Consider the following 15,822-nt stretch of genomic DNA (forward strand, 5'->3'; position numbering starts at 1 on the left):
TCCGTTTCAAAAAAGATTTATTTTTTACAGACTGCCTGAAAGCAGGTGATATTATGCCAGAATTACCAGAAGTCGAAACCACACGTTTAGGTTTATTACCGCATCTTGCAGCGCAGCAAATTGCGTGGGTACACGTCCATCAACCGCGTTTACGCTGGCCAATCCCCGAAAATCTGGCTGAAATGCTGTCTGGACAGCTCATCACTGAAATTAATCGTCGCGGTAAATATTTATTATTTATTTGTAAAACAGGTGATTATTTTTTAATTCATCTGGGCATGTCGGGCAGTTTGCGTTTGGTGGAGGCAGAAACAGCGTTGGCCAAACATGATCATGTGGAGTTAGGTTTGGCATCGGGGAAAATTTTACGTTACCACGATCCGCGTCGTTTTGGTTGCGTGTTACTCGGAGAAGGCGATGTGATGCAACATCCGTTATTGGTCAATTTGGGGCCAGAACCCTTGTCTGATGCGTTTAACGCCGCTTATCTTTACAATCAGACCAGAACACGACGCAGTGCCATTAAAACGGTGATTATGAATGCGCATATTGTCGTTGGCGTGGGGAATATTTACGCCAATGAAGCGTTATTTTTAGCGGGCATTGACCCCCGACGTGCGGCCTGTGAAGTGGAAGAAAATCAATGTGATGCGCTAGTTCTCGCCATTCGACAAGTGCTGACCGCTGCGATTGCGATGGGTGGAACGACGTTACGCGATTTTGTGAATAGCAGCGGACAGCCGGGCTATTTTCAACAAACATTACAGGTTTATGATCGGGCGGGTCAACCGTGTGTTCGCTGTGATAAGGGTATTGTAGAACATACCGTGTTGGGAAACCGCAGCAGTTATTTTTGTGCGGGGTGTCAAAAGTAGGGGGAAATTTTTGTTTGAATCACATTATTCTGATGATGAATGACCAAAATGCTGATACCCCGTCTGATTTAAAGTAAACAATTTTCCTTGTGCATCAAAGCAACGTAATCCTTTTTCTGTTTCAATTGTACCAATTCGAGTACAACGCAAGGTTGGTGGGAGCAGATTGGGAAGCAGAGGACTCAAGGCCTCAGGCACAGTAAAACACAATTCATAATCATCGCCCGCGCTCAAAGCCAAACGATAAGCCTCTGATAATTCGACCGATTGACGCAACGGCAAAGACAAAGGCAAATTTTCCAACTGTAAACTCGCGCCCACATCGCTGGCGGTCAAAATATGACCCAAATCCGCCGCTAAACCATCAGAAATATCCACCGCACTGCTGGCGATGTCTAACAAAAGCTGCCCCGCCTGCCAACGTGGATTGGGATAAAACAGGCGAGAAATCAAATAGTTTCGATATTTTTCTTCTGATACCACGTGACGATTCTGCACAATCGCCAAACCCAATCCTGCATCTCCCAAAGTGCCTGTGACATAGATGCCATCACCGACTTGTGCGCCGCTGCGTCGCAAGCCACAGCCCGCAGGTACTGTTCCCATGATTTGTATTGTAATCGTTAATGTGCCACGCGTAGTATCACCACCGATCAAGCTCACCTGCGCTTGTTCTGCCAACGAAGCAAGCCCTTGCGTAAACTCTGCCCACCATTTGGGATCGTGATGCGGACACGTTAAGGCTAAAGTCATCCACGCAGGAGTCGCGCCCATTGCCGCTAAATCACTCAAATTAACTGCTAACGCCTTGTATCCAATGGCAAAAACAGGTGTTTCTTCAGGAAAATGCACCCCAGCCACCAGCGTATCCACAGACACCACCAATTGCTGTCGTGCATCTATACGACAAATAGCCGCATCATCTCCAATTCCTAAAATCACATCGTCCCGTTTAGGATAATGCGCATTAAAAAAAGTATTAATTCGTTCAAACTCATTCATTATTTTTTATGGATAAGTGTAATTTTTTGCGAGATAATGTGTCTGCAATTGTAGCCACCATTCTCGATTAAACCAATAAGCTAAATACACAGGTAAAATTAACACGGTAAAATAAACTAAAAAGCCACCAAAAACCTCTAATGTTTTGCCAATCCAAGCCGAAACAGGTTGATGAATCGTTTGCAAATTAGCACTGATATAAACCAAAAAAGGATCATCCGCGGCCAATAGATTTAACATCGCAATATTGACTTTTAAATAAATCGCTAAAAAAGTAAATATAAAAACTAAAACTGTACCAATTAATGTTTTTTTAATTTTTCCCGTTGGACTGGCTAATAATAACAACCAAACTAAAGGAAATCCTAAAGTTAATGCTGTCATATTGCCGACTTTAGCATTCCACGTAAATAGCGCGGTTTCTCCTGCTTTTTGTGGCAATAATAAAAAAGTATTAATATGCCAATCGATCAAATTAGAATAATTTAAGCTGGCGCGGGCGCGATCATAAGTCACTTGCAATAAAACATCTTGCACAGGCGCAATAGCAGCCAAAATAACGGGCTGTAATAACCACCACCATAAGAAAAAAGCAGGAATAAGCCACAAGGCCATTTGTGCAAAATAACGGGTTAATGTGTTCATTTTTTACACCGCCGTAGCTGGATCAGAAGAAGGGAAAGAAACAGGCTTAGTTTGAGTTAATAAAACCCATGCGAACAACATTAATATTAATACATTTAATAAAATCGGCCAGAAATAAGAATGGAATATATCAAATGTTTCAAATTCAAACCAATGTCCAAAATAAATTAAAGAGATTAAACGCAACACATTAATCACTTGAATCAAGAATAATCCCAATGCAATAAAAAAGGCTTTTTTAGCAAAATTAAACCACGGATAAGCCAAAATACTCGACAAATATAACCAAGACACAGAAAACGCCGTACAGGCTTCCGTGACTTCTATGGCAAAATTAGACACAGAATGTCTTAATATGGCTTTATCCAGCACAATTTGGCTGTCAAATAATTGCATAATATAGCCCGTAATGGTCGCCAAAATGAGGCTAAATTGATCTGAAAATGGAGCAAATTCTTCCAATTTTAATATATTTAAACCAATAATTGACAGAATCGAAAAAACCAAGAAATAACCCACCACGTATCACTCCTCAATGGTATTTAACCAGTGATGATTTCTATAGTCTAAAGCAGACAATAAGCAATCTAAAAATTCTTGGCTTAATGCAGAGAATTCTTTTTTAACCCCTAAATCTACCAATTGCGTCATTTTTAAATCAGCATAACCACAAGGATTAATCCATGAAAATGGCGTTAAATCCATAGCGATATTTAAACTTAATCCATGATAGCTGCAACCACGACGAATGCGTAAGCCTAAAGAGGCAATTTTTTCTTCATTCACATAGACCCCAGGGGCATGATCTCGACGATTTGCAGTCAAAGAATAAAGGGCTAAAAAATCAATAATTGCCTGCTCTAATGCCGTGACTAATGTCTTAACGCCCCATTGGGGACGGCGTTTTAAATCCATTAACACATAAACCACCAATTGACCCGGCGCGTGATAAGTCACTTGCCCACCCCGATCACAAAAAAAGACAGGAATATCATGGGGTTTAATAATGTGTTCAACTCGTCCCGCCTGTCCCAAAGTATAAACTGCGGGATGTTGCACCAGCCACAATTCATCAGGCGTATTCTCGTCCCGTTGTGCAGTAAACTGCTGCATGGCGTGATAAGTTTCCGCATAAAAACACAAGCCAAAATCTCGAATAAATACGGTATCTATCATAGAATGAGAAAGCTAAAAAATTATCGAATCGCATGATTAAAAGCCACAAAAGCATCATAAAATGATTTAGGCTGGCCATTTACATCTAAAACACCATGTTCTTGACAAATTTGATATAAATAAAATCCTGTTAAAAACACGTTATTATCGCTGTGATTTTCGACAATTAAAGTATCCCCCATTAAGAAATCTGGCACGGATAAAGTCACCGTTTGCCAATCTGTAACATTGTTTAAATGAATGGATTGTTGCCATGTTTCTCGTTCGCTATTAGGACGGGTTAATTTAACCGTTAATTCCAGCGCATGAGATGCAGCACGAACTTGAAATAACAGCGTAAAAGGTTTCTCTGGCCAAGTCACTAATTCATGATTAATGGGAACGTGTTGTGACAATTGGCCATCCGCTTGTAATTGCGCGGCATGGGCTTGTAATGTTTCATCAAATATCACTATTCCACGCTTCAATTCCCAACACGAATAATGTCGCTCAAATAAACCATTACGTAATAAATTAATGCGTTTATCTTGCACTGTCCACAAACTATAACCCATTGTTTGTTCACGTAAAATTTTAGCCGCATAATGTAAGAAATCAGGCAAGGCTTGCGCATCAAATTGCGCATTTTTCTCAAAACCAGGGGTATTGTCAATAAAATTAAACTGGTCAAAGAAAAGTGTATTTTGCGTGTGTTTGCGTACGGTATTGATCAGGTGTTGTAACCGCTCTAATGCGAGCTTTGCGCCAATCATTTCTCCCTGATTATGTGCGCCCCAAGAGATCGAATAATAAAGCATGGTAAAATGAGTATCGCCATCGACATCAAATAAAGGATAATGACAGAAATAATCATCATGATTATTCATCAATTCACAATCCACGCGCACTTCCATCGTTAAAGGTGGAAATGCAGCCCGCCCTATGGTAAATATTTTTTGCAACATCATATCGCAATAAGTTAAATATAATTCTTGTGCAGGCGTGCGATGTAAAGGAATAGGCACTTCGGATAAATGAGTGAAATGCGCCTGATATTTGGCATTAATTTCTTCTAGCGAATAATGCTGCTCTAAATAATCTTGATAACCACTGAATTTGGCATAATCTAATCGCTCTTGATCCGACACCACAATTCCACCAATCGCATGAGAAAATAATTGGAAATCTTCCCACGTAATAAAACCACCTAAAACATGCAATTCAGACTTTACCATTGACCATAAACGAGTTAAAAATAAAGTCCATGCTTTTTGTATTAATTCATCCGTCATAAAATGTAAAGAACGAGTGAGCATAGACGTTTTAATGTCAACTCCATGATCAAAAGCAAAACCAATTCTTAAAATAACCTGCAAACCGATATTTTTTGCTTGCGTTAATAAAACCGCTAAAGATTCCCAATACTCTTCATAGAATTCAACAGGATTAATGTTGGGTTGAAATCCCGTCCAAGGAATGACTAAAATAATGGTGTTAAAATCCATTGCTTTTAAATTAAGCAATTGTTGTTCTGTTTGGCGTAAGTTTAAATAACTCCAACAATCAATCGCACTGCCTTGAGCGAAGAAATGAGTGGCTCTAATTTTCTCACGTGGCGTTGGAAATGTACCTAATTTTGCCAAACGCCAAGCGGCTGATTCTGGTGAAATTTGTGGCGGAGGCGGCAATTGTTGGGCTAAAATAGTTTGCCATTTGTCATAGAATTTTTGACGATTAATAGTCTGATAAGCTTTATAACCACTGTTGACATCCGTGCCTGCGGTAATTCCCTCATGATGAATCACCACTGATTCTGGACAATACATAACAGAATAACCCGCTACCCAAGTGGAAAGACACAAATCCGTATCTTCATAATAAGCAGGCGCATAACGCAAATCAAAACCACCTATCTTTTGCCATAATGATTTGCGAATCATCAAGCTCGCACCTGAACAATAATCAACAGGGCGTATCCGATTAAAACGCGGGTCTGTAGGGTCTTGCATTCGCCCATAATTCCAACCGCTGGCATCATTAAAAATAATGCCGCCTGCTTCTTGTAATAAACCATTGGGATAAACCAATTTAGAACCGACAATGCCAATTTTCGGATCGCTGTTAATCAGCGATAATAAACGGCTTAACCAATTCGGAGTCACTTGCGTGTCATTATTGAGAAATAACACGAATTCTCCTCGTGCCAATTCCGCCCCTTGACGACAGGCTTCAACAAAACCTTTATTATCCGTGTTATTAATCACGCGGAAATTGCCTGTTAATTCGGCTAAAAATTCCGCCGTTTCATCAGAAGAAGCGTTATTAATAATAATCACTTCTCGATTAATATGATTATCGTAAAGCTGTAATGTTAATAAGCAATTATAAGTATATAAAACTTTATTAAATACAGGAATCACAATACTGACTTGCGGCGGCGCATCCCATTCTCTTAAATGCAACGATTGTAAAGTGAATTGCGACACGAATGGCGGTGGTTTTAACATCGCCCAAATGGCAATATAAGCCTGATCCGTGGCATCTTCACTAAATAGGGTTAATGACAGCGATTCTCCGGCCGTAATAAACAAGGGTTCAGGCAAGTCTAAAGTCACCCAATCATTATCTTTCCAATGTTCGGTATTGACACGCCATTTTAGCGCACCTAATTCCAGCGATAAATGACAAGCATTAACTCGCCCATACGTGCCAACGCGCAGACGTACACTGTAAACATGCCCTTCTGTGGGCTTAAAAACGGTTTTAAGGCGTTGATGACGGGTCAAGGCTATGGGGGTATCGCCATAGGGAATTATCGCTGTGAGCGGCGTTTCCTGCGCGTTTAACAACTGCGCGGCCAATTGCCACTGTTCATCCGCAGGGCGTGGCGGTAATGCAATGGGATGTGGGGGGCGTTTTGGGGGAAATTGTCGCAATAAATCCTGTAAACGTGCTTTAACGGCAGTCATTCCATAGGTTTTTTCAATATGATCGCGGCCATTGGTGGCTAAAGTCTGCCAAAGTGCCTCATTTTGGTACAAACGCAGCACGCAAGCGGCAAATTCGGCTGGATCATCGGCAATTAATGCTGTTTTTTCGTGAATTAAGCCCATTCCTTCTGCACCAATGCGTGTCGTGACCACAGGCAATCCCAGCGACAAGGCTTGGCCAAGTTTGCCTTTCATGCCTGCGCCGTAGCGCAAATAAGACACAAAAACGCGCCGTTTCTCAAATTCTGGAGCCACTTCATCCACCCAACCAATCACATCAACAATATCGCTGGCAAGGGCTTTTAAACTGGGTTTTAAATGGCTGCCAATTAAATGCAATTTTACCCCTGCTAATGTCTCTTGAATAATAGGCATGACTTCATCCATAAAAGCCAACATGCCATCTTCATTGGGTTGGTGATTATAATTGCCAATAAAAACTAAACCATTTCTTTGTTCAAAAGTAGTTTTTGCTTCGGGTTGTTGAACATGAACATTCGGCAAAACGGCATAAGGCAATTGTGGCAATTCTTGACGCAAATGCTGCCCATCATCTTCTGTGACAGTAATTACACAATCGGCTAATAAACAATTAGACAATTCTTTACGGCGAGTTTGTTCTGCCATTAAAGCTAATTTTGGATTATTTTCAATTTCAGCCTGACGACGTTCACGAATATAATGAATATCTACCGTGTCATAAAAAATGCAAGTCTGCTCAGAAACTAAGCGAATAAAAGGAATATAACGATGCCCTTCTGCTACGCGACAAATAAAAGCAAAATCATAATGCCGATGTGCGATGGCATCAGCAAGACCATATTGCCCACAAAAAACTTCTATTCCTAAATTTTCTAATGCCACGCGATATTTAGGATTAGTATCTAAATTATCAGGCAAGAAAGTAATTCGATAACCCAATTGTGTCCAAATTTGCAATAAAGTATAAATGCGCAACGATCCCGAATCTTCATCAAACATCGGTAATGTGGCATCAATGACGAGGACGGTGGGACGGCGTTCAATATTAAATAAAGTACCTAAATGATCCGCAAAAGCAGGAATAGAATGGGTTAAATCATTTTGCCAACGGCCATAAAATAAACGATTATCTTGTTCATAATCATTTTGTGCAATATTTAATGCAGATGTATCGTTAATATAAACGATATGTCCCTGATAATAACTGAACCAAGAACGACTTAATAATTGCCAAATAAACTCGGTAATTTGATATAAAGTGGTATGGTATTGAGTAATGATAGAAAAATCTATCTCAGACAATATGGATCGGCGAATCATCAGTAAATCACAACCCGCGGCTTTTAATTGTCTTCGATAACCATGATAAGGGTGATCAACGGCTTGTCCACAAGGCGTATGTTGAATACTGCCTTCCCGTAATAAAGAAGCATAACCTGCACGAATTTGTCCACTGCTGTGTTGTTCTAATGGAACAATTAATGCGGTTTTTTCTGTCATTAACGATTCTGCGGAAATAAGCAAGCGATCAGTGGCTGGAATCGCTTGAATATTCAAGTAAATAAGCCAATTAGCCGTTGTTTTTTTCGCTAATTCAGGTGCGCTATGACACCAAGATTGATCTGGAATTAATTTTAAATGATGCGCTTGGCAAAATTGAATTAACTGATAATTCGCTGAACCCATAAGTAATAGATTAGCGGTGCGGTGTGCGGTGGCTAAAATTCGTTCTAAACGTTTTAAATAAACTTGTAAATGTAAGGGAGTAATGTTGCTGCTTATATTTTGCACAATAAACAAATAATCAGGATGGCTTTGTTCCTGATGAAATAAGGGAATATCATCTAATATTCCTTGTTGTAACCAAAACGGTAAGGGTGCGGGTAAAGATTCTTGAGATAAATGCGTTATTTTTGGCAAAACGGCGGCACGTTCATGACACCAAACGGCAACGGTCGCTTCAGCAAACGCATCTGGAGAGTCTAATTCAATCTGATAAGTTTTATCGGCGGAATCTGCAATCGGTTCAAATTCTACGGCATAAAAGCGATTATCCAGTAACTTCATTCCATCTAAATAGACAACTCGAAGCGGATTGTTTTGTCCTAATTCACGAATAATAACCCGCACCTGACAAGAATTAATTCGCATATAAGTGGCGAATAAAATATCAATGCGAAAAAAATTATCTAAATGACAGTGCGTGGTAAAAACTAAAACATTTTCTTGCGTTAAAGCAAAAGGCGTTGTGCCTAAAGATTCTACCACTTCCATAAAACGCGGGGTTTGATTTGAACCTGCAACACAAGCAAAAGTTGGATACAAAATAGAAAGAGGGCGCGGTTCTGGAATAAAAGCAGCTAATTCTTTGGGTAAAGTAGAAGTTAATAAATGGCTTGTTTTAATCGCTAAATCAGCATCTAATTGATGCCGTAATGTGGTGACGGATTGTGTCGTTAAATCACGAATATGCTGCGCCAAAGGAACATAGCGGCGCACTTGTGGCCAACGTGAAGCCGATAATAAATTTAATAGATGTTGTAATTGCTGATCAATGGGCTGGAAATTGGTTTGTAATTGTTCCAATGCCATTTGTAGCATTTGTTTTAATTGGGTGGTATTTTGCAGCGATTCATTGGCTCTTTCTCGAACCCAATTTAACAGACGCAAATAGTCATCAATAACCCCACCTGTTTGCGTTGCTAAGGCGTAGGCATTTTCTGGAGTAATTGTTAATTTTGTTAGCGTATCTTTACTCACTCCAACGGCGTTACGACGTGCCATTTCATGCAAAGCCGATTGCAAAGTTTCATTACGTTGATATTCCACGTGATAATGCTGTTGCAAAGTCTGATATTGATTGTGTAATGACAACCACTTTTCTTGCAAATCGCTTAATTGTTCTTTATGCGTTTTTTCGGCAATAGATTGGGTTTTCTGTTGAGTAGAAATAATCTTGTGTTTTTCCAACTCAAACCCCTGCCGTTCTTTCAACAACTGTGCTTGCCATTCCCGATATTGTTGTTGAAACTGCTCCTGTTCATTTTGCCGTTGCAATTCAAATTGTTGCCGCTCATCTTGCAATTGTTTTTGCAATGCTTGATGTTGCTGTTGAAAATGATCGCGTTCTGCCTGATGCTGCAATTCAAACCGCTGCCGTTCTTGCAATAATTGGGTATTTAGATTCTCATATTGCGTTTGAATGGCCACGATTTGTTGGCGAGCAATTTGGGTCTCTCGTTGCCATTGTTCAATTTGGGTTTGATATTGGCTGCGATCATGTTCTATTTGCGCTTGCTGTTGTCGGGCATGGGCGACGGTTTCTTGTTGGCGAATTAAGTCTATTTTTAGGTTTTCTAATTCGCGTTGATTTTGACCAACAATACCTCGCCGCTCTTGGCTAATAATCCAATAATGGGTGAGTAATTTAAGTTGTTTTTCGGGCGATAAAGATAAAATATGTTTTTGCAACATGCGCGCATAAGCATCAAACCATTCCGATGCTGCCGTGCGTTGGGTGATTTGCTGGCGACCCCACACCGCATATTCTGTGGTTAAACGATTTAAATGATAAAAACGAGTGAGTTGCGATAAACGCAATAACATATCCCAATCTTCAAACACATCAAAATTCGGATCAAAACCATTTAACCGCTGCCATAATTCCCGCGAAATGAGCAGATTAATTAAGGGAATATAATTTTCATAATATAAACGTTGCGGATCAAAAGCGTCGTTATATTCGCCAATAACTTTGGTTTGTAAAATACCTTCTTTATCTTCTCCTAAAGCATCTCTTTGCACCAATTTACAACCCGAATAAGCCACTTGTGCATCAAAATTTAATAGGCATTTTTCTAAACGCAATAAATGATCGGTTAAATAACAATCATCATCGTCTAAAAAACCAATAAAATCACTGTGACAAGCCGCTACCCCTTGATTGCCTGCATTAGCACGGCCTTGGCTGGTTTCATTCTCGATTAATTGCAGATTTAAAGTGCGATAATTCGCCACAATTTTTGCCACAGATTCTCCGCCATCATTCACCACAATCACTTCATCAGGTAAACGTTTTTGTTCGGCTAAACTACGCAAAGCCCGCTGTAGTAAATGCGGCCGATTTAATGTCCGCACAATAATCGCAATTGTCGGTGCATTTGCAGGTTTACGATGTAAATGAATGGGGTTAGCAATAGGGCTTTTGTTTGGCATTTTTTTATCAAAATCCTTAAATTAATTTATTGTTCTGTGTTTTTTTTACGAATAAAAAGTTAATTATTCCACAGCAGTCTTTTAACCCAACTGGGTTTTTGTTTATCGCCTGTTTGATATTCGGTCATGAGATTGGAAAAATAATCGCTACCATGAATGGTTTTAACGCGGTTAAATATGGCCGCAACCACAGGCGGGTCTAAACGTTCTAATAAACTGACAGCACGTTTTAATTCATGCGGATAAATTTGTCCTGCTTCGATCACTAATAAAATTCCTGCACCCAATTCACCTAATAATTCCGTATCAGCAGATAATAAGATGGGGGGAGTATCCAGTAAAATGACATCGTAAAGCTGATTTAAATGGCTTAATAAAGCTGGTAATCGACCATAGGTAATTAGATGGCGATCTGCAACATTTCCCACTGATAAACGCGCAGGCATTTCAGACGTTTCTGGAATAATTAATCGTTCAATCTGTTCTGGAGTCCAATCAGGTTTCGCTAACACGTCAGCCAAGCCTTCTTTTTTACGCGATAGGGGATCGTGATAGCGTGTATCGGGTTTAAACGCATTTAATTCTAAAGCCAATGTTCTCGCCCCCAATTCGCTTAAACGATGGGCTAATTCTAAAGTTAATGTGGTCGCGCCACCATCGGGTTTTACTGAGGTTAATGCAAAATAAAATGTGTCATGCTGCTGTCGATCTCGATATAACGCCATCGCTAAACGACGCAATTGATCAAAAATTAACGCTTCATGTTCTCGACTTTCTCGTTCTAATACCCACGCCAAGGGAGGAAATCCTAAAACTTTATTCACTTCATTAATTGTATGCAAACGACGATCTAATAAGTCAATTAATGTCGGTAAACTTAACCCTAACAATAACCCCAAAGCCATTAATACTAATAATGCTTTTTTACGTCCTCCGCCTTGCGGAATTTCGGGAGGACGTGCATAAGCATAAATACGCACAAACCCCGGCGCACTGGATTCAATCATTAAGGCTTCAATTCGACCATTAATACGATCTAATTGCTTAAATGCACGATCAATATCTTTATTAATATCTAAGGCCTCGTTATATAAACTGGCATAACGAGTGGCTTCACGACGTTGTTGATTGATTTCTTCGGCGAGTGAATTCTCAATTTGACGGGCTTCATAAATCGCCGCACGGCGTTGGGCTAAAATGCGTTCTTTAATTTCTCGATACAAGCGCGTTTCGGCATCGGCTAATTCTATATCTAATTTATCGACTTCACGCTGCAAACGTTGATAAGAAGGATTTTCTGGAGTCATTCCTACCATTTCGCTGGTTAATAAACTGCGACGTTCTAATAAGCGCGTGGTTAACGTGGTGAGCGTTGAATCGGCTGCCACCAATTCTCGCACCAATGCCTCTAAAGTTAAAGTGCCTTGCTGTCCTTGCTGTAAAGCATCCAATTGTGCTTGGGCTTGCACCCGATTTCGACGCGCTTGTTTATAAGCCGTTTCCATTTCAATTAAAATACTGTCGTAAGGATTTAAACTGCCTTCTTGAAAAGTGGTGACTCCTAATTCTTGGGCAATTTGCAATCGTCTGGTTCGACGCACTTCAATTAAACTTTGGAATTCTTGATGCACTCGATTTAATTCAGCAATTCGACCATCGCTATCATAAATCGTTTCTTCTTGTGATTTGCGAAGATAAATATCTAATAAAATATTTAAAATCACATCAGCCCCTGCTGGATTTTCTTTTTGTAAGGAAATCGTAATAAACGGATGATTCGCAGGCTTACTGCTTAAATCTAAGGCACTTTGCAGACGTTTTAAGGCTTTTTCTTCTGATTCTACATTGCCATCTTCATCTTTTTTAAACCACAATCGCCGTGCGGCTGGCGTTTGCAATGTTTCTTGCAACACGTCATAACGTTTTAATAAATGGCGTTGTTGGCTGACATAACGGTTATAATCTTGGCCACGCAATTCATCTCCGCGTTCTAAATTCGTTTCTGCTTTAGGAGTCACCAAAATCGTACCATAAGCCACATAATAAGCCTTAGGTAAATTGATGGCAATAATAAATGCAATAACCCAACCGATAAAAACCACAAACGCCGCTAATCGCTTGCGACGTTTTAAACTGGCTAAAGGTTGGAATCTTCCCATCGCAATGGAAGCTGATGCAGAAGCTGTGGCAGAAACCGATGTTGTCATTCATGCGTTCCTATTCAAAGCCTGCCTGTTCTCTGATCTGTTCTTCCAACTTCAATTGCTCTTCTTTGAGCTTATCGGATTCTTCTTTGATTCGGTCAGCTTCTTGGGATAATAAACGCCGTTCTCGGTCGGCACGAATAGACTCAATATCAGAATAAATACTCAAAATTTGACTCACTGGTGTCAGGAATTGTAAGGCATAATTAATCTTCGTTGCCAAGCCCGGCGGCACATAAATAATATCCCCTGTTTGTAAAGCCACATTTAATTCTTTATTAGGGCTTAATAATTCGGCTAAATTAACTTGTACATTTAACGATTCGGAAGGACGAATAAGCTGAATTCTTCCCTCAGCCGCACTGCGGGTTGTTCCGCCAGCACGAGATAATGCGTCTAAGAAACTCATTTCTAAGGTTAAAGGATAAGCTCCCGGTTTCGCCACTTCACCCAAAACATACACTAAACGCTCTTCCACATCCGGCACATAAACCACATCATTGCGGCGCAAGCGTAAATTTAACGACAAATCACGCCCCATTAACAACGGAGCTAATTCAATCCAAATCACCTGATCGCGTCCACGAAATACCGCACAACGTGTTAAGGGCAATGATTCAGCCACACTGACACTGCGACCGGGATCAAAACCACCCGCCATCGCCAAGGCTTCTAATAAAGTGGGCGCACCCATCCCAAAACGCACTTCACCCGGCCGCGCCACACGGCCTAAAACTAATATTCGATTTGACGCATAATCTTCAATTTTCACCGTTGTGGTTAAATCCACATAATAGGTTAAAAATTGCTGATTAATTGCGATAGCGGCTTGTTCTCGTGTTAAGCCAGCTAAAGTAAATTCTCCAGAAATCGGTAGTGTAACACGTCCGTCCGGGCCAATAACATGCTCTCCCGACAATTCAGGATGATCCCAGACCTGCACCGCAACCCGATCTCCCGCACCCAAACGATATAACTGGTCAGATTCTTCGTCATCTTGGGTAAACGCCGCCAATTCAGCCATAGGCGTAAGCGGCTGGGGAGACTGTGCTTGGGGCAGTTTTAACCCCTCAGGTAGCGTTGACACAGAAGAACAAGCCGTCATCACCACAGAAAATGTTAATAAAGTCAACCGCTTCACAGAAAATATCGGCATAACCAACGATCACTCATAACGGGTGGCGACATCGTCGTCATAATAAAAAGCAAAGGTATGTTGTAATCGAACACGTTCCAAACCAGTCACCATTTCTGGAGAAGGATGGAGCAAACGCAATTCTCCCCCTTCTTGTCGGGCGATCTGTTGCAAAAAAACCAACAGTCCCAAACTCGTCGCATCAACATGACTGACTTGGGAACAATCAAGTACCAAGCGTCCGTGGTATTGTTTAATACATTCGTACCATGAGTGACGTAACGGCAACAGAATATCCGCGATTAACCGACTTTCACAAGATAAAATCGGGATGTCATTGAGCCAGCGAGTTGTCATAAAATTCATGGAAATGCCGTAAATCCATACGATTATCTGTGCTTAGGATTGAGTTTTTAATGTTGGCCATGATGATATTTGCAGACTTTGTTATCGTTAGAGAATAACGATAAAACATGTCAAGATCATTTTTGGGCAATCTTATTTTTCCACGCATTATAACAGGAGTGACGCTAATGCAAAAATTAAGTCCTATTTTTCTGGCAATCGCGCTGAGTCAGGCGTTAAACGCGAGTGTTTGGGCCAACGAAACGCCCGAAACCTCGTTTAATGCCGGTTTAACCGCCTTACAACAGCAATTTTTTCCCCAAGCCGAGAATTATTTTCGTCAAGCAGCGCAATCAGGACATGCTTTAGCGCAATATCAACTGGCGAAATTGTACGATATGGGACAAATGGCGGGGGGATCGGATTGGATTCAAGCCGCATTTTGGTATCAAAAAGCCGCTGAACAAGCCATTCCTGAGGCGCAAAATCGTTTAGGAGAATTATTAGCGGCGGGGCGGGGTGTAACGGCTGATTTACAACGAGCCAAATCCTTATTTCTCGATGCCGCACAAGCGGGGGTGGCCAAGGCTCAATACAATTTGGGCGATTTATATTACCGCGTTGAAAATGATGCCCAACAGGCTTTAATGTGGTTTGAAAAAGCCGCCGCACAAGGTTTATCCGAAGCACAATTCATGGCAGGAACACTCTACGATCAAGGGATTGGCGGAGTGGTGCAAGATTTTCTACAGGCCGCCGACTGGTATCGGCAAGCGGCTGAACAAGGAGACAGTCGAGCGGCTTATCGTTTAGGTTGGTTTTATATTGAGGGACGCGAAGCGATTGCGGCGAATTTAGTCGAAGCAGCGCGCTTACTATTACAAGCCGCCCAGCAAAACCATGCCGCCGCACAATTTGATCTGGCAGGTTTATATTATGATGGGTTTGGGGTGGAAGTCGATCAAGCCAAAGCCTACGAATGGTATCGTCGGGCAGGAGATCAAGGTTATGCGCGGGCATGGAAGAGCTTAGGTGATCTCAGTGAACGCGGCGAAGGCACACCAAAAGATGACCAAACCGCTTATCAATGGTATTGGTTGGCCGCACAAGCCAACGTAGAAGGCGCGGCGGCTGCACTCCAAGAGATCAGCCAGCGTTTATCTCCAGAACAACAACGCCAAGCCATTGCCACCGCTCAACGTTGGCAGAGTTCGTTAGAACAACGGTAATCGTAACAGCACAAACAATCTGCTCTCTTGCGACAAGGAAAAACG

10 protein-coding genes are annotated in these 15,822 nt (G+C 41.1%); 2 read left to right on the forward strand and 8 right to left on the reverse strand.

The window, feature by feature from the left end; all coding sequences use genetic code 11:
- Positions 1 to 53 precede the first annotated feature (53 nt).
- Positions 54 to 875, forward strand: a complete 822-nt coding sequence (gene mutM / locus TPSD3_RS02450; protein ID WP_086487358.1) for a bifunctional DNA-formamidopyrimidine glycosylase/DNA-(apurinic or apyrimidinic site) lyase — start codon at positions 54 to 56, stop codon at positions 873 to 875.
- Positions 876 to 899: 24 nt separating this feature from the next.
- Here the strand turns inward: mutM and thiL are convergent, their stop codons facing one another.
- From thiL to TPSD3_RS02490, 8 genes are read right to left on the reverse strand one after another with little or no spacing between them, the layout of a single operon-like run.
- The gene (gene thiL / locus TPSD3_RS02455; protein ID WP_086487004.1) at positions 900 to 1,877 is read right to left on the reverse strand and encodes a thiamine-phosphate kinase; all 978 of its coding nucleotides are present in this window, start codon (positions 1,875 to 1,877) and stop codon (positions 900 to 902) included.
- Positions 1,878 to 1,883: 6 nt separating this feature from the next.
- Positions 1,884 to 2,522: a hypothetical protein gene (locus TPSD3_RS02460; RefSeq protein WP_086487005.1), complete on the reverse strand. Its 639-nt coding sequence runs from the start codon at positions 2,520 to 2,522 to the stop codon at positions 1,884 to 1,886.
- Positions 2,523 to 2,525: 3 nt separating this feature from the next.
- Entirely contained in the window at positions 2,526 to 3,044 is a 519-nt protein-coding gene (locus TPSD3_RS02465) for an archaeosortase/exosortase family protein (protein WP_086487006.1), read from the reverse strand.
- Positions 3,045 to 3,047: 3 nt separating this feature from the next.
- On the reverse strand, positions 3,048 to 3,695 hold the full coding sequence (lipB, locus tag TPSD3_RS02470) for a lipoyl(octanoyl) transferase LipB (RefSeq protein WP_425353083.1): 648 nt from the start codon (positions 3,693 to 3,695) through the stop codon (positions 3,048 to 3,050).
- Between the two features lie 23 nt (positions 3,696 to 3,718).
- The gene (locus tag TPSD3_RS02475; protein ID WP_086487008.1) at positions 3,719 to 10,864 is read right to left on the reverse strand and encodes a glycosyltransferase; all 7,146 of its coding nucleotides are present in this window, start codon (positions 10,862 to 10,864) and stop codon (positions 3,719 to 3,721) included.
- Positions 10,865 to 10,923: 59 nt separating this feature from the next.
- Positions 10,924 to 13,071, reverse strand: a complete 2,148-nt coding sequence (locus TPSD3_RS02480; RefSeq protein ID WP_086487009.1) for a GumC family protein — start codon at positions 13,069 to 13,071, stop codon at positions 10,924 to 10,926.
- Positions 13,072 to 13,081: 10 nt separating this feature from the next.
- Positions 13,082 to 14,224: an SLBB domain-containing protein gene (locus tag TPSD3_RS02485; protein ID WP_086487010.1), complete on the reverse strand. Its 1,143-nt coding sequence runs from the start codon at positions 14,222 to 14,224 to the stop codon at positions 13,082 to 13,084.
- Positions 14,225 to 14,233: 9 nt separating this feature from the next.
- Entirely contained in the window at positions 14,234 to 14,569 is a 336-nt protein-coding gene (locus tag TPSD3_RS02490) for an STAS domain-containing protein (protein WP_086487011.1), read from the reverse strand.
- Positions 14,570 to 14,736: 167 nt separating this feature from the next.
- On the opposite strand from TPSD3_RS02490, the gene TPSD3_RS02495 reads away from it, so the two are divergent.
- Complete coding sequence (locus TPSD3_RS02495; protein ID WP_176329700.1) at positions 14,737 to 15,777, forward strand: tetratricopeptide repeat protein; 1,041 nt, start codon at positions 14,737 to 14,739, stop codon at positions 15,775 to 15,777.
- Positions 15,778 to 15,822 lie beyond the last annotated feature (45 nt).

It is taken from the genome of Thioflexithrix psekupsensis (genome assembly GCF_002149925.1).
GTDB classification, from domain to species: Bacteria; Pseudomonadota; Gammaproteobacteria; order Beggiatoales; family Beggiatoaceae; genus Thioflexithrix; species Thioflexithrix psekupsensis.